The organism is Bacillus cereus, assembly GCF_015071065.1.
In the GTDB taxonomy this organism is placed as follows: domain Bacteria; phylum Bacillota; class Bacilli; order Bacillales; family Bacillaceae_G; genus Bacillus_A; species Bacillus_A cereus_BA.
Genome location: NZ_VOVA01000002.1, coordinates 296231 through 315099, shown reverse-complemented (window position 1 = coordinate 315099; position 18869 = coordinate 296231). Strand labels below are relative to the sequence as shown.

Here is an 18869-nt window from a genome sequence, read left to right as displayed (position 1 = left end):
GATCTGTATGTCATACAGATCCTTTCTTTCTATATTAACGATTATCGATCTTTTCTGGATACAAATCGTGGTTCATCATGCGGTAGTCTGCCATTTTCTCATACTTAGTTCCTGGACGGCCGTAGTTACAGTAAGGATCGATTGAAATACCACCACGTGGTGTAAATTTCCCCCATACCTCAATATAGCGTGGATCCATTAATTTAATTAAATCATTCATAATAACGTTCATGCAATCTTCGTGGAAGTCACCATGATTTCGGAAGCTAAATAAATATAGCTTTAAAGATTTACTCTCTACCATTCTTTGTTCTGGAATGTAGCTAATATAAATTGTTGCAAAATCTGGTTGTCCTGTTTTCGGACATAAACTTGTAAATTCAGGACAATTGAATTTTACAAAGTAATCCCGATTTGGATGGTTATTATCAAATACCTCTAAAATTTCCGGGCTATATTCAAATAAATATTTTGTATTTTGATTTCCTAATAATGTTACATCTTTTAAATCTTCATCTAATCTTCCTGCCATTTTAAACACCCCTTCTCATTATACCCCTCGTTTATTTCCCCATACTAACGCATGAAGCTGAGGCAGTACTTTCGCATCATTCATTTCTTTGCAATTCACAGCTTTTTCAATAAGCCACTCATATTTTTCTAATAGTTTTTTTATAAGCACCGCATCATCCACTGTTTTCGTATCATCATTCCCTACTTGTAAGAAAAATGGTACATTCGGATAACGCTCGTACATCTTAACTGCATATTCAAAATCTTGATCATCGAATACTACTACTTTTAAACTAAAATCTTTCCCTGCTAGTTTATGAATAACAGAATCTAACATCTGAAAATCTGTTTTCATAGTTGAACTTGGTGGTTTTGGAGAAATCGTTACCTCATCAATTTGAAGCAACCAATCTTGCCATTTACTCCCTTGCGTTTCTACCGCTGTTCGCATTCCATTCTCCTTTAATATAGAAAGAAGAAATTGCATATTTTTCAGTAAAACAGGATTTCCACCTGAAATCGTAACATGAGAAAAATTTTCTCCACCAATTTCTACAAGCTCATTCCAAATGTCTTCCGATGTCATTTGTTTAATTTGATCTTTGGCCGATCCATCCCATGTAAAAGCAGAATCACACCAAGCACAGCTATAATCACAGCCCGCTGTACGGATAAACATTGTCTTTTGTCCTACAACCATCCCTTCTCCTTGAATGGTCGGACCAAATATTTCTAAGACGGGGATTTTACTCATCGAGCATCCACTCCCGTCTTACTTCCGCATAACTAGTCGGCGTCTCAAAAAGACGAACAAATTCAACACGAGCTCCCTTGTATTCGTTCGCACGATTATCTTTCGTTAATGCTTCTGCCATCTTTTCATAAATCCAAACGACCATATTTTCAGCAGTCGTATTCATTTCTGGCAATGTTTCGTTTAAATAACGATGATCTAAATAAATTTCTATTTCATTTTTCCAAATCTCTTTTATATCTCCAAAGTCAATTGCAAGGCCTATTTCATTTACATATCCGCTAATTCCAAATACGACTTTATATGTGTGACCATGTAAATTTTTACATTTCCCTTCATAGCAGTGTAAATGGTGCGCTGCGTCAAATGTAAATTCCTTGCTGACCATTACTCTTTTATTATGATATTTGAGTTGTTCACGCTGAATATCCTTGTCCATTTTTTGCAAATTTTCTACGATGCGAAATCCAAAAAAGTTGTCCATTAGTTGCTCGCTCCTTCGCGTTCTTGTAGATACGTATCTAATCCTGCTTTACGAAGTTGACATGCTGGACATTCACCGCAACCATCACCAATGATTCCGTTATAACATGTTAATGTTTTTTCTCTAACAAACTCAAATGCTCCAAGTTCATCAGATAATTTCCATGTCTCTGCTTTATCAATCCACATAAGTGGTGTATGAATAACAAACGGATAATCCATAGATAAATTTAATGTAACGTTTAATGATTTCACAAACACGTCACGACAATCTGGATAACCACTGAAATCAGTTTCACATACACCCGTTACAATATGACGTGCTCCAACTTGTTTTGCTAATACAGCCGCAAATGATAGAAATAGTAAATTTCGTCCATCTACAAATGTTGATGGCAATTCACCTTCTTCATGTGTAATCTCCATATCCGTTCTCGTTAACGCATTTGGAGCAAGTTGATTTAATAAACTCATATCTAGTACCGTATGTTTAATTCCTAACTCTTTCGCGATTTCCGCTGCACAATCAATTTCTAACTTATGACGTTGATTGTAATTAAACGTTACAGCTTCCACTTCTGCAAACTGTTGTATTGCCCAAAATAAACATGTTGTACTATCTTGTCCACCACTAAAAACAACAAATGCTTTTTCTTTTTTCATTTCACTCATTCTCCTTCTCTACTACGAATAAGAAGAAAGAACGTTCTTGAACTGTCACAATAAAAAAACAAAACAATACCTAAGGATATTGTTGTTTCCATAGTTTTTTATAGAGGGAGTTCGCGAACCTCTCCCATGCAACGCACGGAATTTCTTCTTTCATTGACAAAGATTATTGTAACATATTGTATACTACCAGAAAAAATTTCTGATTTTTTCCGCTATTTCATATTTCATTTCTTTCATTTTATAGTATGATTAATTTAATGTAAGAAGAGAGGAGGCATCCCACTGAAACTCTTTATTATTTATCTCTTTTTAAATATATTATCCATCCTTGTTACAATGCTTGTATATCATTTGTTTTGGAATCAAAAAGGGAAACGCTCTCCTAAATTAAATTCAGCTATATTTATTGTATTATGTTGCCTCGCTACCATACTATGTATCACTTTCTCAGCAAAAACAAATTATGGATTTCAATTTGATATGCGTCATATCGTATTAATTATCGGTACATTAACAGGAGGTCCTATTGCCGGTGCTTCCATCTTAGCTGTATTAAACATATACCGCTTTTTATTAGGAGGAATAGGTGTTTTCCCATCCTTTATCGCTTCGGTTCTACTATTCATTGTTCTACTATTAACATACAAACTGTTTAACCGAAGTTCTAATCGTATAAAAATAGCACTTGCTATCTTTTACAGTCTCATATTCGGATTTGGCTGGATACCATTTTTCCTTTCAGAGGTTACAAATACGGCAGATTATATACCACATATTATCGTATACGAACTATGTACGATGCTTGGTACAATCCTTATTTTATATTTGCTACACATATTACAAACGCAAGTTCGTCTCCAAAATGAACTGATGAATGCTGAAAAATTTCATTTAATCGGTGAAATGGCAGCTTCTATCTCTCATGAAATTCGCAACCCTTTAACTTCAACGAAAGGATTTTTGCAACTTTTACAGTCAGATACATGTTCTGAGAAGGAACGAAAATTATATATCGACATAGCCATTAATGGTATCGAACAAGCAAATCATGTTCTTACGGACTACTTAACTTTTGCAAAACCGAGTATTGAAAAAGAACAACAATTACAAGTAGAGGACGAATTACTTCATGCGTTATCTTTAATTACACCCCTCGCCAATTTAACAAATGTTCGCATACATTACATAAAACAAAGTACATCTTTCTTTATAGCTGGTGAAAAGCAAAAGCTGAACCAATGCTTATTAAATATTTTAAAAAACTGTATTGAGGCTATGCCTAACGGTGGTGACCTTATTCTTACATTAGTTCCAGACCATAAACATATACAATTATATATAAAAGATACAGGTATTGGTATGGATCAAGAACAAGTAAAACGCCTCGGGTCACCTTTCTACTCGACGAAAGAAAAAGGGACCGGACTCGGGATGATGGTCGTCTTCAGTGTTATTCAAGCAATGAATGGAAAGGTTGATATTATTAGTGAAAAAGGAACAGGTACAACATTTTTATTAACTTTCCCAATCATACAAAAAACGTGATGAAGTTCATCACGTTTTTTCTGTTCCTTCAACTAATTCTGCAAAAGCTTTCACCTTTCCATGTGGCTTTTGATTTTCTTTCCGAGCTTTCCAAGCGCGCTCTTCTTCTCTCTTTTTCTTTGACATACTTTTCAACTCCTTTTTCTCTTCCTCATGTAGTATTCCAAAATAAGAAATAAAACTATGCATGAGTAAAAAAGGAAAAGAAGCGGTTCGCCGCTTCTTTTCCTTTTTCTCGTTATTTGATAGCAGCCCGATTGTTGCGGACTAATAATCAGTGATATGACTCCTGATCAAAGTTTCACTTTACCGCTGTAAAATTGCATGTTTCGCTTCTTTTAGCTGTGTAAGATGTCTTTGTTCGTGTAAATCCAGAAATTGAACCCATTGATATAAATTCAAATCATTAAAAATAGGATGTTTTAATCCATTTTCAAATAATTCTTTTTCATCTATCACACTATGAAGTACATGTAATAATTCTTGTCGTGAATGTTCTAGTAATTGAATTCCTTGCAGTTTTTTCATTAATGTTTCTGTTGGTTTCATTTGTTGAGGAGCTTCCCGTTTATGTGTGCGATCAAGCGTAAGTTGGAGGTCTTTAAATGGAGCAAGTTTTCTTTCTTTTTTTTGCAAAGCATATACAAGGGCAGATGTGACAGACTGTTCAACTAAATGTAAATGATGCAAAATTTGAATAATACTCCATTTATCACGGCGTGGCTTTACATTCACCTCCGTATCATTTAACATTTCAATTTCAGATAACAGCGTGCTTCGTGTAGACTGTAATGAGTGGACTAAAGTTTCTAAACTAACATCCATATTAGATTGAAGCATAGTGCTTTCCCCCTTTTGTTGGTGAAAAGGGGTGCTCCCCATTAGAAACACCCCTAAAATAATTCTGAATTTTCTTTCATTATCTCATCATTTTTCCATTATGTCGATGTTAAACATGTGAAAAAAGTGCATGTTTTTTACAATTTTGTGTCGTCAACAGCACGTAACCACTCTTCAATTTCTGTAATTACACTTTTTACACACCCTTCAGCAAATGGTGATGTTAAATTTGCAACTTCTACTAATTCTAAGAATGATTTACTTCCACCTTGTTGACAAAGATTCACATAATCTTCCCAAGCCTCTTGTCTAGTATCTCTTGCACGTTTCCAAAATTGCAGTGCACAAATTTGAGCTAACGTGTAGTCAATATAATAGAACGGTGAGCTATAAATATGGCCTTGACGTTGCCAGAAACCACCACTCTCTAAATAATCATTATCTTCATAATCACGATGTGGTAAATACTTCTTCTCTATGTTACGCCATGCTGACTTACGTTCTGCTGGCGATGCTTCTGGATTTTCATATACATAATGTTGATATTCATCTACAGATACACCGTACGGTAAAAATAGAAGTGCTGAACTTAAGTGTGAGAAATAATATTTATCCGCATCTTCTTCAAAGAATAACTTCATCCATGGCCATGTAAAGAATTCCATACTCATTGAATGGATTTCACACGCTTCATATGTTGGCCAATTATATTCTGGAATTTCATACTTACGACTTTCATATACTTGGAAAGCATGACCAGCTTCATGTGTTAATACATCAATGTCACCAGACGTTCCATTAAAGTTTGAGAAGATGAATGGCGCTTTATAATTCTCGATATATGTACAATATCCACCACCAGCTTTTCCTTTTTTCGCAACTAAATCTAATAAATCATTATCTAGCATGAAATTAAAAAATTCATCTGTTTCAGCTGATAATTCTTTATACATCGTTTTCCCGTGATTAATAATCCAATCGGCATCGCCTTTTGGTGTTGGATTACCCGTAGCAAACTCAAAGTTTTCATCATAATAAGCGAGCTTTTCTACACCAATGCGTGCTTTTTGTCTATTTCTTAACTCGGTTGCAACCGGAACGATATAATCTAATACTTGCTGACGATAGTTCGCTACCATTTCAGCATTATAATCTGTACGATACATTCTTGCATATCCTAATTCAACAAAGTTTTTAAAACCAAGTGTTTTTGCGATTTTCGTTCTCACTTTAACAAGCTCATCATAAATACGATCTAACTCTTCCTCATTCTCAGCTAAAAATCCGTAGTATGCTTCACTTGCTGCTTTACGTTCGCTTCTTTCTTTTCCTTGCATAAACGGAATAAGTTGCGATAATGTTCTTTCTTCTCCTGCAAAGTCAATTTTTGCAGATGCTAATAACTGTGTATATTGTGAAGACAATTTATTCTCTAATTGTAAATCTTTCACTACTTCATCTGAATATGTTTTTAAATCACATTCAGCTAGAGCAAATAATTGCTTTCCGTAATACGCTTCTAATTCTTCACGGAATGGAGAATGAATTAACGCTTTATAATACTTTGTTCCATAACCTTGTACAATTGGTGAATATTCATCAAAGAAATCTTGCTCTTCTTTATAAAAAGTATCTGTTGTATCAACAGAATGACGAATGTAACAAAGATTCCCCATTGTACCAAAATCATTGCGAATTTCATTAATTGAATTGATTACTTGTTTTTGTTCATCAATTGTTTTTGCATGATCAAATTTTTCTAAAGCAACAGTAAATTTTTCTTTTAATTCTTCAATATTTGGCCGTTTATATTCATAGTCTTTAAATGACATGAACGAGCCTCCTCTCCATTACATGTATCTTTACTATAATTCAATGCCTACTTACAAATCTCCTCTTATTCTTCAACAAAATGCGGCAGATGCTGTCATAATTACACGCAAACAAAAAAGCCTTGGATTTCTTTATCCAAAGCTCCTTTGGAACATATCATCATTTTTCATACTTCCCAATTTTTTTCAATAGATCAAGTAATTCATTCTTCTCGTCCTTTGTTAACATTTCAAAAGACTGATGTATAACTTGCTCGTGCCCTGGAAAAATAGAAGCAATAAAGGCCTCTCCAGACTCCGTTAATTGCGCATAAATAACACGCCTGTCATTTGGGCATGGAATTCGTTTGACAAGCCCTTTTTTCTCTAGCTTATCTACAACGTATGTAATGCTGCCACTAGCTATTAAAATACGCTCACCGATTTGCTGAAGTGGTTGGCCTCCTTTATGATATAGTAATTCTAATACAGCAAACTCAGTTGGATTTAATCCGTTACTTTGTATGGATTTATTTGTAGTATCCATAACAGAACGATGTACACGGGATAATGCAATAAATACTTTTAAAGATTGAGAAATGTCTTCTCGCTCATTATTTGATGTCATACCATTTCAACCCTTCACTTAAATTCTCCGCAACAAAAAGAAAAGCAACGTAGCACTTCATTACGACTTCCGAATGAATATTCACTCATCCCTTTTCCTTTCCCTAATGTAATGCAAATGATTCTTGAATAAAAACATGACAATTTTAACATAGTTTATATATAATGATAATAAAAAAAGAAGGAGTACCAAATTTGAAAGTCAAATTACAAAGCATAGTTTTTTACATACTGCTTGTTATACTGCCAACGATAGGGATTGGTGCCACATTTTTTTCGTATCACACTTATCAAATGAAACAGGCAAACAAACTATCTGCTCACACTGTTCTCTTTTTATATAGAGACTATTTAGACCATCACCTTGGTGAAGCTATATCTGCCTTAGAAATGCTCGCAAAAGTCGTAGGGACCGAAACTGGAAACATCAATGGGATTAAACAGATTGTATATGATACCGATGGAAATGATGATCGTTTTTCCGGTCTATATTACGCTACGACAGATGGGATGATTACAATCGCATCCCAAGGCGATTCGCCGCCTATTGACGTTTCTGACCGCCAATACATCCAAGATGCATTGCAATCTAAGAAAACAACTGTATCATCAGTTATTACAGATCGCGTTCTTGGACATCAAGCTATTATGATTGCCTCTCCAATATTTAATAGACAAAAGGAACTCTCAGGCTTATTATTAGCAAGTTTACGCTTTGACTACATTTCAGCCTCTTTAAATGCTATTAAACCACAATATCATTTCGAAGTGACTGATAAACATGATGTAGTTTTTCTAACCGATGATAATAACGAAATAAGCGATGGGCATTCTAACATGCTTACTACCCCACTCCAAAGATTAAATTGGAAGGTCTCTGTTTCTCCGTTACCTATTCATCAACAAACTTTATACCAGTTAGTTGCAATAGAGTGTATCGCTACTTTATTTTTAATGTCTATTTTATTTTTACTTGCTCAATATATGTTATTAAAACGTCAAACAAAACTAGAAAGACAACAAAATGAACTGCAAAAAATTGAATTGGTTGGAACTTTTGCAGCTAGTACAGCCCACGAAATCCGTAATCCTCTTACTGGAATTAAGGGACTCGTTGCTCTATTAAAAGAGAAATATAAAGATGAACAGGATCAGTTCTACTTTTCAGTGATTGAACAAGAAATAGAACGTATTAATGAAATTGTAAGCGAATTTCTTATTCTTGGAAAGCCAACTGCCATCATTGAACAAACATATGATGTAAGAACGATTCTTAATGAGGTCGCATTAATTATCCAATCTGAAGCGAATCTGCATAACATTGTATTTCATTTACATTTGCCAGACCACCCTGTTCATATACGTTGCTCAAAAGACCATATGAAACAAGTGGTTTTAAACATTACAAAAAATGCAATTGAAGCTATGGCTTCTGGTGATACATTAACCATTGTAGTAACAAACAACGAAAAACACGCACAATTGCAAATTATCGATACTGGAAAAGGGATTCCAAAACATATTCAAAAACACCTCTTTCATCCGTTCTTTACTAATAAAGATACTGGAACAGGTCTTGGGCTTGTTATATGTAAACGAATTGTAGAGATGTACAATGGGCATATATTTATTGATAGTAAAGAAAACAAAGGAACGACAGTTCATATAGAGATTCCATTACACATAGTATAATTATCCTTATCCTAAAAGGGTAATTATACTTATTTCATAAAACCAGCCACAAACATTCTCCAAAAATTGCTCGATTTCCCTTCATACCCAATTTGAAAAATAGGAACCTTTATAATTGAAAACCATTTCGGTGTTTGTTTTTCTTTGTAACGCTGATACTGTACGATAAGCTTGTCCAATTCTTGACTAACTTGAATTGTCTCCATACTATTTAACCCACTTGTTAATCCTAAATGAATCATTTCTTCACGTTTCATATGAATATCATGCGAAAGCTTTTCTAATGTGTACTTCCTTTTTACAGTAAACATCCATATCCCCCTTATTTTTCTTCCATACTCTCAATGTCTCTTCTACTTCAGCCCTTTAAACACTTAATCCTATTTGAATTTGAAGAATCAGAAAATTTAACATTTTCCCCCTGTAATTTACAAATCTTTACCCTCACTTTGAGAATTATTACAAATTATTCTATCTTTGTAAATACATTCGCAATAATAGACATTTTTTTCATCTTCTTTTTTGTAAATACTCAGTAAACAGTGGGTTCTCTATTTTCAATGTACTTTTCTTCGACATTTTTTGTTTAATTTATATAAAAACGCAAAACATAATGATGATTGATAAAGTGAAACTTTAATCAGTCGGGGTTTTGTTCATCCCCACTGATTATTAGCCTTCACCAATCAGGCGTTTACGGGCCGTGGATCTCCCACCTAACTTCTTTGCTCCAGCCGAATTTTGAGGTGGGAGTCTTACTACCCGCAAATAGCGGGATAAAATAGAAAGGAAATATTTATATGCGCAAATATACTATTACATTACTCGTCTTCACCCTGTTCATACCCTTCTTCTTATTTCCTATTCAAGCAAATGCTCATACGAATAAGGTTGCTATTGTCATCGATGATTTCGGTAATAATATGAAAGGCACAGATAAGATGTTATCACTTCCAATTCCACTCACTGTTGCTGTTATGCCATTTCTTCCTTCTACTAAACAAGATGCAATAGCTGCCCATAAAAAAGGGCATGAAGTTATTATACATATGCCAATGGAACCAATTAGAGGAAAAAAAGAGTGGCTTGGACCAAAAGCGATTACAACAGATTTAAGCGATGAAGAAATAAACAACCGACTCGAACAAGCAATTCAAGAAATACCTCATGCAATAGGAATGAACAATCATATGGGATCAAAAGTAACCGCTGATGAAAGGATTGTACGTCTTATACTTTCTGCCTGTAAAAAACACGGTTTATTTTATTTAGATAGTAAAACAAACCCTAATAGTGTTGTCCCAAAAATCGGTAAAGAATTAGGCGTGCCTATTATTGAAAACCAATTATTTTTTGATGATGTATATACGGTAAGTCACATTTCAAAACAAGCACAATTACTCATAAAAAAAATCCAAGACAAACCCATTATGGTAGCTATCGGACACGTTGGGGCTCCAGGTGAAATTACATCACGTGTTATAGAAACTTCTATTCCTAAAATTCGTGAGCATGCAGACTTTATTTTTTTATCTGATTTAGCATTGTCTCCACCTTCTGTTTCAAAATAAGATTCATTTCTTGCACTAAAAAAGGTACCTATCTACACATAGCAGATAGGTACCTTTCCTTTTTAACTTAAATATAATCTACATGACTTACCCTGAATCCCTTTTTCTCTATCTTTTCAATTAATTGTTTTAATTTTTTTTCATTTAACTCATCCGATATATTTACGATAACACGGCGAATATATTGATCACCGTTATCAAGCGTAAACAGTCCGCCGATATTATATGCTTTTAATAATGTCCCAAGCTCTTTAATTGTTCCCTTACAATCTTGTGTTGCAATTGTTAATATATAACCACCCGTCCGCATACCGAACGAATCCTCAATAACATCAAATACATTAGAATGTGTTAAAATGCCGACAAATTCATTATACTCATTTAAAACCGCTAAAAACGGGAGACGACGAATAACGTAAAAAGCTCTAAAAAAAGAATCCTTTTCAAAAATAAACGAATTTGGATTTTCCAGTACATCTTCTGTACTTACATCCTCTAATCTGCTATTACACTTCTTTTCTAAAAGATCTACTTTATAAACAATCCCCGTGAATTCCTTCTCATTTTCTGCTAATACAGGGATTGCGCGAAATCCCGTTTCATTCATAATTTGTAACGCCTTTTCACCAGAATCATTCGTTTTACAAAATGTCACCTGTTGTTTTGGCAGAAAATGATATTTAACTCGCAAAATATGTTCCTCCTTACATGTCAACATGTAATCTATATATAATAAGGAGACCTATATTTTATGAGTGAAATTTATTTTTAAAACGCTTTCATTTTTATAGAATGGTAATCTCTGTGAATACATCTTTATATAACAGAACTTTTTGCCCCTTTTATCATTAAAAGCTTTACGTGATAGTTCATTAAATACTCTATACCTTCCAACCATTTTTTCGCTTCTTCTGGGGTTTTCCCCCACACAATCATTCCGTAATTATGAACAAGGACTACTCCTCCACCTTCAATAAAATTTGGAACATTATTTTCTAATAAATTAGCGAATTTTTTTTCATCTTCTACAATTGGAATTGTCATTTCTGTAATACCATCTTTTCCAAAAACACGTTCCACACTGCGTTTTTCGAATGTTACTTCTCCTTCTTTCCCATATAGCTCTGACATTAAATGACTATCTACAGTCTGTACTTGTAAAATGCATTCTGCACTACTTTTTTTATAAATATCCGCATGCATAAATGACTCTGTAGCTGGTTTTTCTTCGTTTTCAAATACTGGCTCACACATGTAATTTACGACAATAAAATCCTCTTCAGAAAATACCCCTTTATCTCTTCCCTCTACATTCACTAAAAATGTTAATGGCTCTTTTGACGTACACATCGATAAACTAATTTTTGTACCATAAAACCAATCGCGAAGTGCCAATTCTGCTTTCACATCTTTTAATTCGTTCCATTTCTTCAGAAAAAATAACATTTCGTCACCCCCGGCGTAATATTAATATAATGTTCAAATCCTTTCTATGTAAAAGGATTGTTTTTTGATTATTCTAAAAATTTAATTGAATTATCACACGAGAATTCCTTTTTGTCAATATGGTTTCAGCACCTATCGGAAAAATAGGCCTATCACATGTAAGCACTCCTGCCTATTTAGTACTTGATTTTGTACATATAAAAAATACGTTATTCTTCTTATTAAAGAATAACGTATTTTTCTCATTTATTATTTTTTGATTGCCTTATACAGAAATTGAGCATATTGCTCACGTGTTACGAAATCATCCCCTAAAAAGTTCCCATTCCCGTCACCTTTTGATATATTATTATCCACTAAAGCTTTCACATATCCTTCTGCCCAATGACCTGTTGGTACATCTGTAAAGTTCTCCAAATTATTTTCATTTTCCTTTAACTGAAATACTTTTTGTAATACTACTGACATCTCGTACCTAGTTAATACTCCTTCAGGACGAAACTTCCCTGTACCATCTCCTTGCATAATTCCAGCTTGTGCAACTGCAGCAATATCTCGCTCAAACATATGCCCTTTCGTATCAGTAAACAGCTCTTTCTGCTCTACTTTATTTTCTAATTTCAAGTACCTTTGTACTAAAGACGCAACTTGTCCACGAGTAATATTATCCCCAAATCCAAATTGTCCATTTCCATATCCTTTAAAAATATTTTCATTCGCTAAATAATTAATTGCCTCTTCTGACCAATGTCCTTTCGGCACATCTTTAAATTCTGTTACTGCTTCTATTTCCTCGTCTTCTTTAGAAGTATTGTCCTCTTTACCTTCTACTACATTTTGAATAATAGAACCTGTGAAAAAGATTCCTGTATCTGCAAATGGGTCTTTCACACCAAATTCATATACTTTCTCACCTGGTGTACTCCACTTAACTACATCGTTACTATACGTCCCACCTTCACTCTTCAAACGAATTTTTGTAGAGATTTTACCATCTTTTTCGTATACAGGTACTTTCACTTCTTTATTTACTTCTGTTTCCGCTAAAAATATTTTTTGATTTTGAACATTAATGTAAGCTGTCTTACTTAACTCCACAACTGGTCTAACATCACGAATTTCATTTGCAATAAAACTTAGAAATACTAACTTTTTCAGATTGCTAACTGCTGTTAAGTCTGAAATATAATTTGCTTCTAAATCAAGTTTTTGTAAGTTTACTAGACTTGATAATGGAGTAATATCCTTTATCTCATTGTTAGGTAAGTTTAAAACTTTCAACTGTGTCATCTTACTTAGAGGAGTGACATCTTTTATTTCATTTTTCCCAATCCATAACTCTTGTAATTGATTCAATTGATTAATTCCTGATAAATCTTTAACTTTATTACGCGTTAATACTAAATCTTTTAACGGTAACGTATAAAGCGGTGTAATATCTTCAATTTGATTTCCTGCTAAAGATAAGTATGTTACATTTTTCAACTTACTTAACGGAGCAACGTTTGAAATTTTATTGTTTGCCACATTCAAGTAATCTACTTGTTCCATTTTCGCTAATGGTGTTACATCCTCAATTTGATTTCCTGCTAAAAATAAACTTGTTACATTTTTCATTTCCGTTAGTGGTGCAACGTTCGTAATTTTATTATTACTTAAATCAAGAGAATCTAAATTATCCATCTTAATAAGTGGTGTTACATCTTCAATTTCATTAGCGCGTAAAGCCAAATGTTTCAATTGTTTTAAGTTCGTAAAGAACGACGGATCTTTTATCTTCGCATTTGCAACTGTTAAAGATTTTAAATTCGGCATATATTTCAATGCACTATAATCAAGAATCTCATTCGTATTTAAAAACAAGTCATTTACTTGTAATAGCTCTTCTTTCGTAATTGGTGTAGTTAAATCTTTTCTATTAAATACTTTTTTATTAACAAGTTCTCTTAGTTTCTTATCTGTTATCATGTTTTGACTATCAACCGGAGTATCCGTTTCCGTATTGCCTGAATTAGAGTTATCATCTGGTTTCTCTGTTTCTTTCTCGCCTACAGTTGGATCTTTAATTTCAAATTGAACTTGATATTTGTGATCATATCCAATAGCCGGAATAAGTATATGCATTTGCATATTATGCTTCTTCTCAAATTCACCAATTTCAAATTGAACTACTTTCGTCCCATTTTTCCTCTTATCTTCTGACAAAACTTTCACATCATGAAATACACCTGGTTGGTTTCTATCTTCTATTCTAAGATATTGAAAATAATCGCTATCTTGTACTGTTACAGTAACAACCTTTTTATTGTTTTCAATCGTCACTTTAGGATCTTTTATGTATTGAGAAACCATAGATGGCTCATCTTTTTGATCTTTATATATTTTAATTTCAGTATCATACGTGCGATCACTTACTGCTGCTACCGATTGATTTGCTTCAGCTTTTATTGCTGCTAATGCTGAAGTAGAGTATGTAGCAAATGGAATTGCTAATGTTGTTGCTACTACTAGCGCCTTAATATAATTTTTTTTCAAAATAATATCCCCTTATCTTATATATATTTCAATTGATAACTTTTATCAATTACTCACACAATAAATGATAATGAATCTCATTATCATTGTCAATGATAATATTACATTAAATTTATATTTTCAAAGATAAAAAATAAAAAACCCTTTATTCAAAGGGCTTTTTTACCTATCGTATGAAGAATTTCACTTTTTTCTTTTTCATTAATAACACCGATCTTCTGCAAAATATTCGTGTAAACTACAAGCTTATTATATATTCGTTCCGACATTCCCGTCCCCTCTTTCCTTCAGCCAACTTTTTTTCTATTGGTAAATTATATGAAGGAAACGAGAAAATGTGTCCACTTTTTTTGCACGAACGCAAACCTTTATTACTCATTATTCATGAGCATCTCAAAATTCACGTTAAACATTACTAATAATTAAAGAGAGATGGAATCTCCCACTGATTGTTAGCAAACTGTCCATTGAATATTATTCTTTTTAACTTCTTCTTCAAAACTATATGGCATTTTCTTATCACAAATAACATGTTGAATACGAGAGAATCCTGCTATTCGGTAGTTCCCTTTTACGCCTACCTTTGTATGATCACATAAAATATATGTTTTCTCAGCTAATTTCATCATCGCTTCTGACAGTTTCGCCTTTTCTAATTCAAAGCTAGAAACCCCAAAACCTGGCAACAATCCATCAATCGAAACGAATGCTTTATGAAAATGAAATTGATGAATTACTTGCTGTGAAATAGACCCCGACACACGTGAATGTTTTGGAGATACTTTCCCGCCTATAAATAAAACCTCACCGTGAAACATCTTTTTATTAATAGAAGAAATTAATTGTGTCGCTACTGGAAAAGAGCTCGTAACAATCGTCAAATTTTTACGATGAACAAGATATGGCACCATTTGAAGTGGTGTACTTCCATCATCAATCGCAATAACATCTCCATCTTCCACAAACGTTGCTGCTTTATACCCAATTCTTTTCTTCTCTTCTATATGCTGCATCTCTCGTTCTAACATCGGTGCCTCTATCCCAGCTCCCGGAAGTTGAACGGCTCCACCGTACACTTTCTTCAATTTTTTTTCACGATCTAATTCTTCTAAATACCGACGAATCGTCTCTGTTGATACTGCGAACTCTCTCGCTAATTCTGAAACTTTTACTTTCCCTTTAAACTCTACCTTTTCAAGAATTGTCCTCTTTCTTTCTTCACCTACTACAGACATAGCCTCACCCCATTTATATCTACCTCATAAACTGCCTTACTTATACAAAGTTATAATTTTCTTTTTTAGTGAAAATCTCTTCATTAATATAAATACCGCGCTTTTCTAGTTCGTCAAAAATAATTTGTGGATTTTCGAAAGCTTCTTCAGGAGTAATAACACCGGACTTATTAACTACTCCTTTTGCAATTAACTCTGTAGCGATTCCAAATGGGATACCAACATTTCTTGTATAGGCTCTTAATTTCTCCCAACCTACTACAGAACCGTCAGATAGCGGATGTGTATGGTATAAAACATGCCTTTGTTCTTGATTATTTTTCATACCTACTACTTCTACATGAAGTGCATAACCATAAAGCTCTGTTGCTTGCCCTTCTTTCGATTTTAATAGATACTTCGAAATACAATCCATAATACCAATTTCTTTACCGTTTATTTCAATTTGATCATTACGCAATATACCATAATCATATAAAGCACGAATGAGCTGCATATTTTGCTCTGGCCAAGTTCCTCTTGTTTCAATAAGCTGTACACCTTTATCCTCCAGTGCCTTCGCTAACGTAATCGTTTCTGAATGCGGGATTATATACTGCATTGTTTTTCCGTAAGGCGCTGGTAATTCAATTTCTCTCGGGCGCGCAAATGGAGGTACTTGCTTAAATTCACCTTCCTCATACACTGTACGCGTCGGCAAATATGGATCATATTCATATGTCGTTGTCTCTGTAATTGATGCAGAAAAAGCAATTGGACGATACGAGCCATGACTTACTCGAACTGACTCTACAGTATCTAGCTGATTTGCTGCATGCATGGCCATCATTTGTGTTACACCTGGTGTCATACCAAACCCAGGTAAACATGTTGTTCCATGTTGAACAAATTTAGAGTGGGATTCATTTTCTTCACCAAATCCATTTAAGTTCACACCGTGACAGCCGGCATCTGCGATACAGCGAGTAGACAATCCATTTAACTTTATCGTCGTACCATCCATTACAATGTCATAGCCTTTCATTTTTGCGACCGTATCCTCATGGTTTGTCACATCGACTTTCACAAAATCAACACGAGGATCATTTAACCACTCTACTACTTTTCGGCCTTCCTCTTCATTAAAATCGGCTACCGTAATCGTCTCAAAAGATGAAAATTGAACTAAATCTAAAATTGCTTCACGACAAATTTTACCTGCTCCACCTAAGCAAAATACTTTCACCCTATAACAACCCCTTTAGCAATACTATCAACTAAACGATTAATATCGTCTTCATGTACATCACCAATATTGCCAATGCGGAACGTATCTACTTTCGAAATTTTACCTGGATAAATAACAAATCCATATCGCTTTAATTCATTATACAACTGCTGAAATTCAAATCCTTCACCTGGGTAGATGAAAGATGTAATAATAGGAGATTGATATTTTTCATCTACTAATGGCTTGAATCCAATTTCTTTCATTTTGTTCACTAGTAGTTTTTGATTGCTATAATATCGATTGTAACGGGCTCTTACCCCGCCTTCTTCTTCTAATTCCAACAATGCTTGATAGAAGGCGCGTACAATATGAGTTGGTGAAGTAAAGCGCCATTTCCCATTTTGCTCTTCCATCGTTTCCCACTGATCATATAAATCTAATGATAAAGAACGAGCTTGCCCTTTACATTTCAATAGTTCATCACGATTTGCGATAACAAAACCGAATCCGGGAACACCTTGAATACATTTATTCGCACTACTAATTAGAAAGTCAATTTGCAACTCAGCGATATCTATTTCAATACCACCGAAACTACTCATTGCGTCAACCAGTGTAACTTTTCCGTATTGTTTTCCCAATTTACATACGTCTACAATTGGATTAATAATACCTGTCGTTGTTTCACAATGAACAACGACAATATGCGTAATCTCTTTATCTTGTTGCAATAACTTTTCTACTTCTGCAATATTAGTAGGCTCCCACTCTTCTGTTTGACTGACCACCACATCTATATGTAACATTTCTGCCATTTGTACAATCCGCTTACCATACGCACCATTTGTACAAACTAGCAGCTTTCCATTTTTAGGAATAACAGAACCAATTACTGCTTCAACCGAAAACGTACCGCTTCCCTGCATTAAAACTGTTGTATACTTTTCTTCTTCCTTTGTCGCTAACGTTACAAGCCTATTTCTTACATCTTGCACCATCGTGTTATATGCAACATCCCACGTACACCAATCGTATAACATAACTTCTTTTACAGTTTTTGTTGTCGTTAATGGTCCTGGCGTTAATAATAAATAGTGATTTTCATTCATGACCCTATGCCTCCTTTATGAAATAATAAGTTCTTGTTTCTCGATATGTTCAATTACGTTTTCGAGCTCCTGCATCGTTTCAATTGTAAAATGAGCCCCATTTTCAACAAAACAATTACGAACTACTTCTATTTTTTCACGAAGCTCTAACGGATCCATATTCTCAACTTCCTCTTCCGTTAAACCGAGCTCACTACTACCGAGGATTACACCAACTGTCCACATTCCAGCATTTCTGCCCTCTTTCATATCCGACACGGTGTCTCCAACTTTTATCATATGATTCATTGGGTATACACAGAGTTCCATCGCATTTTTATAACACATCCACGGATATGGACGACCTGCTAGAACATCATTTGGTGTAACAAGAAAATCGGGTTTATACCCTTGTAGTGCTGCTTCTTTTGCTACAATATCCATCATTTCTCTCGTATATCCAGTTGTTGAACCAATTTTAATGTCTCTTTCACGTAATGAAGCAATCACTTCTTTTACGCCATTAATCGGTTCTGCATAGCGTGGTAAAATAGCGAAGAGAATTTCTTCAAACTCTTCATACATCTCATGAATGTTTTCTTCTGTTGGTAACTCTCCAAAAATCCGCTTCCATTCATTAGCAATTCGAGGCATTTCCGTTAACGCCCTAACATGATCAATCTTTAATAATCCCATTGGTTTGCGAGCTTCTTCTGCTGTAATTTCAACACCGCGCTTATGGAAGATTTCCATAAATACTTCCAGTGGTGCAAAACAACCGTAATCAACTGTCGTACCTGCCCAATCAAAAATAACTGCTTCAATTTTCATTCTATCCATCACCCTT

Annotated in this window: 19 protein-coding genes and 1 riboswitch; of the genes, 3 read left to right on the top strand and 16 right to left on the bottom strand. The window is 34.3% G+C overall.

Annotated features, from left to right (window positions below; genetic code table 11):
- Positions 1-34 precede the first annotated feature (34 nt).
- The 4 genes from queF to queC are packed head-to-tail and all read right to left on the bottom strand — an operon-like array spanning position 35 to position 2413.
- Positions 35-532 (bottom strand): preQ(1) synthase, encoded by a 498-nt coding sequence (queF, locus tag FT637_RS07560; protein ID WP_002086808.1) that lies wholly within the window; start codon positions 530-532, stop codon positions 35-37.
- A gap of 18 nt (positions 533-550) precedes the next feature.
- Positions 551-1267, bottom strand: coding sequence for a 7-carboxy-7-deazaguanine synthase QueE (gene queE, locus FT637_RS07555; RefSeq protein WP_193645769.1), 717 nt, complete (start codon positions 1265-1267; stop codon positions 551-553).
- On the bottom strand, positions 1260-1751 hold the full coding sequence (queD, locus tag FT637_RS07550) for a 6-carboxytetrahydropterin synthase QueD (protein ID WP_002011526.1): 492 nt from the start codon (positions 1749-1751) through the stop codon (positions 1260-1262). The genes queE and queD overlap by 8 nt, the downstream gene beginning before the upstream one ends.
- Positions 1751-2413 carry a 7-cyano-7-deazaguanine synthase QueC gene (gene queC / locus FT637_RS07545; protein WP_193645768.1) on the bottom strand — a complete coding sequence of 221 codons (663 nt, stop codon included), beginning with the start codon at positions 2411-2413 and terminating at the stop codon, positions 1751-1753. The genes queD and queC overlap by 1 nt, the downstream gene beginning before the upstream one ends.
- 93 nt (positions 2414-2506) lie before the next feature.
- Positions 2507-2550: riboswitch (PreQ1 riboswitch) on the bottom strand.
- Between the two features lie 208 nt (positions 2551-2758).
- Here queC and FT637_RS07540 point away from each other — a divergent pair.
- Entirely contained in the window at positions 2759-3967 is a 1209-nt protein-coding gene (locus FT637_RS07540; protein ID WP_193645767.1) for an ATP-binding protein, read from the top strand.
- A 9-nt stretch (positions 3968-3976) separates the two neighbouring features.
- Here FT637_RS07540 and FT637_RS29830 read toward each other — a convergent pair whose 3' ends face one another.
- From FT637_RS29830 to FT637_RS07525, 4 genes are all read right to left on the bottom strand, one after another.
- A complete protein-coding gene (locus tag FT637_RS29830) occupies positions 3977-4093 on the bottom strand; it encodes a DUF6254 family protein (RefSeq protein ID WP_000038354.1) in 117 nt (38 codons plus the stop codon).
- A 180-nt stretch (positions 4094-4273) separates the two neighbouring features.
- Positions 4274-4807 carry a DinB family protein gene (locus tag FT637_RS07535; RefSeq protein ID WP_193645766.1) on the bottom strand — a complete coding sequence of 178 codons (534 nt, stop codon included), beginning with the start codon at positions 4805-4807 and terminating at the stop codon, positions 4274-4276.
- Between the two features lie 137 nt (positions 4808-4944).
- Positions 4945-6639, bottom strand: a complete 1695-nt coding sequence (locus tag FT637_RS07530; RefSeq protein WP_193645765.1) for a M3 family oligoendopeptidase — start codon at positions 6637-6639, stop codon at positions 4945-4947.
- Between the two features lie 160 nt (positions 6640-6799).
- Positions 6800-7246 carry a MarR family winged helix-turn-helix transcriptional regulator gene (locus FT637_RS07525; RefSeq protein WP_193645764.1) on the bottom strand — a complete coding sequence of 149 codons (447 nt, stop codon included), beginning with the start codon at positions 7244-7246 and terminating at the stop codon, positions 6800-6802.
- A gap of 194 nt (positions 7247-7440) precedes the next feature.
- Between FT637_RS07525 and FT637_RS07520 the strand changes: the two genes are divergently transcribed.
- Positions 7441-8937 carry a DUF3149 domain-containing protein gene (locus tag FT637_RS07520; protein WP_193645763.1) on the top strand — a complete coding sequence of 499 codons (1497 nt, stop codon included), beginning with the start codon at positions 7441-7443 and terminating at the stop codon, positions 8935-8937.
- 29 nt (positions 8938-8966) lie between these two features.
- Here the strand turns inward: FT637_RS07520 and FT637_RS07515 are convergent, their stop codons facing one another.
- A complete protein-coding gene (locus tag FT637_RS07515; protein ID WP_002149628.1) occupies positions 8967-9248 on the bottom strand; it encodes an aspartyl-phosphate phosphatase Spo0E family protein in 282 nt (93 codons plus the stop codon).
- A gap of 489 nt (positions 9249-9737) precedes the next feature.
- Between FT637_RS07515 and FT637_RS07510 the strand changes: the two genes are divergently transcribed.
- Complete coding sequence (locus tag FT637_RS07510) at positions 9738-10508, top strand: divergent polysaccharide deacetylase family protein (protein WP_193645762.1); 771 nt, start codon at positions 9738-9740, stop codon at positions 10506-10508.
- A gap of 67 nt (positions 10509-10575) precedes the next feature.
- Here FT637_RS07510 and cbpA read toward each other — a convergent pair whose 3' ends face one another.
- From cbpA to phnX, 7 genes are all read right to left on the bottom strand, one after another.
- Positions 10576-11199, bottom strand: coding sequence for a cyclic di-AMP binding protein CbpA (gene cbpA, locus FT637_RS07505; protein WP_193645761.1), 624 nt, complete (start codon positions 11197-11199; stop codon positions 10576-10578).
- Positions 11200-11324: 125 nt separating this feature from the next.
- Positions 11325-11954 (bottom strand): class II aldolase/adducin family protein, encoded by a 630-nt coding sequence (locus FT637_RS07500; RefSeq protein WP_193645760.1) that lies wholly within the window; start codon positions 11952-11954, stop codon positions 11325-11327.
- Positions 11955-12203: 249 nt separating this feature from the next.
- Positions 12204-14489, bottom strand: coding sequence for an NEAT domain-containing leucine-rich repeat protein (locus FT637_RS07495; RefSeq protein WP_193645759.1), 2286 nt, complete (start codon positions 14487-14489; stop codon positions 12204-12206).
- A gap of 452 nt (positions 14490-14941) precedes the next feature.
- Positions 14942-15724, bottom strand: coding sequence for a DeoR/GlpR family DNA-binding transcription regulator (locus tag FT637_RS07490; protein ID WP_193645758.1), 783 nt, complete (start codon positions 15722-15724; stop codon positions 14942-14944).
- A gap of 40 nt (positions 15725-15764) precedes the next feature.
- Entirely contained in the window at positions 15765-16949 is a 1185-nt protein-coding gene (locus FT637_RS07485; protein WP_193645757.1) for a saccharopine dehydrogenase family protein, read from the bottom strand.
- Entirely contained in the window at positions 16946-18043 is a 1098-nt protein-coding gene (phnW, locus tag FT637_RS07480; protein WP_193645756.1) for a 2-aminoethylphosphonate--pyruvate transaminase, read from the bottom strand. Before phnW ends, FT637_RS07485 begins: the two co-directional genes overlap by 4 nt.
- A 15-nt stretch (positions 18044-18058) precedes the next feature.
- Positions 18059-18853: a phosphonoacetaldehyde hydrolase gene (phnX, locus tag FT637_RS07475; RefSeq protein ID WP_193646236.1), complete on the bottom strand. Its 795-nt coding sequence runs from the start codon at positions 18851-18853 to the stop codon at positions 18059-18061.
- Between the last annotated feature and the right edge of the window lie 16 nt (positions 18854-18869).

Excerpts from the sequence above, each read along its gene's own strand:
- queF (WP_002086808.1), bottom strand. The coding sequence starts at position 532 with ATGGCAGGAAGATTAGATGAAGATTTAAAAGATGTAACATTATTAGGA.
- queE (WP_193645769.1), bottom strand. The coding sequence starts at position 1,267 with ATGAGTAAAATCCCCGTCTTAGAAATATTTGGTCCGACCATTCAAGGA.
- queD (WP_002011526.1), bottom strand. The coding sequence starts at position 1,751 with ATGGACAACTTTTTTGGATTTCGCATCGTAGAAAATTTGCAAAAAATG.
- queC (WP_193645768.1), bottom strand. The coding sequence starts at position 2,413 with ATGAAAAAAGAAAAAGCATTTGTTGTTTTTAGTGGTGGACAAGATAGT.
- FT637_RS07540 (WP_193645767.1), top strand. The coding sequence starts at position 2,759 with ATGCTTGTATATCATTTGTTTTGGAATCAAAAAGGGAAACGCTCTCCT.
- FT637_RS29830 (WP_000038354.1), bottom strand. The coding sequence starts at position 4,093 with ATGTCAAAGAAAAAGAGAGAAGAAGAGCGCGCTTGGAAAGCTCGGAAA.
- FT637_RS07535 (WP_193645766.1), bottom strand. The coding sequence starts at position 4,807 with ATGCTTCAATCTAATATGGATGTTAGTTTAGAAACTTTAGTCCACTCA.
- FT637_RS07530 (WP_193645765.1), bottom strand. The coding sequence starts at position 6,639 with ATGTCATTTAAAGACTATGAATATAAACGGCCAAATATTGAAGAATTA.
- FT637_RS07525 (WP_193645764.1), bottom strand. The coding sequence starts at position 7,246 with ATGACATCAAATAATGAGCGAGAAGACATTTCTCAATCTTTAAAAGTA.
- FT637_RS07515 (WP_002149628.1), bottom strand. The coding sequence starts at position 9,248 with ATGTTTACTGTAAAAAGGAAGTACACATTAGAAAAGCTTTCGCATGAT.
- FT637_RS07510 (WP_193645762.1), top strand. The coding sequence starts at position 9,738 with ATGCGCAAATATACTATTACATTACTCGTCTTCACCCTGTTCATACCC.
- FT637_RS07500 (WP_193645760.1), bottom strand. The coding sequence starts at position 11,954 with ATGTTATTTTTTCTGAAGAAATGGAACGAATTAAAAGATGTGAAAGCA.
- FT637_RS07490 (WP_193645758.1), bottom strand. The coding sequence starts at position 15,724 with ATGTCTGTAGTAGGTGAAGAAAGAAAGAGGACAATTCTTGAAAAGGTA.
- phnW (WP_193645756.1), bottom strand. The coding sequence starts at position 18,043 with ATGAATGAAAATCACTATTTATTATTAACGCCAGGACCATTAACGACA.
- phnX (WP_193646236.1), bottom strand. The coding sequence starts at position 18,853 with ATGAAAATTGAAGCAGTTATTTTTGATTGGGCAGGTACGACAGTTGAT.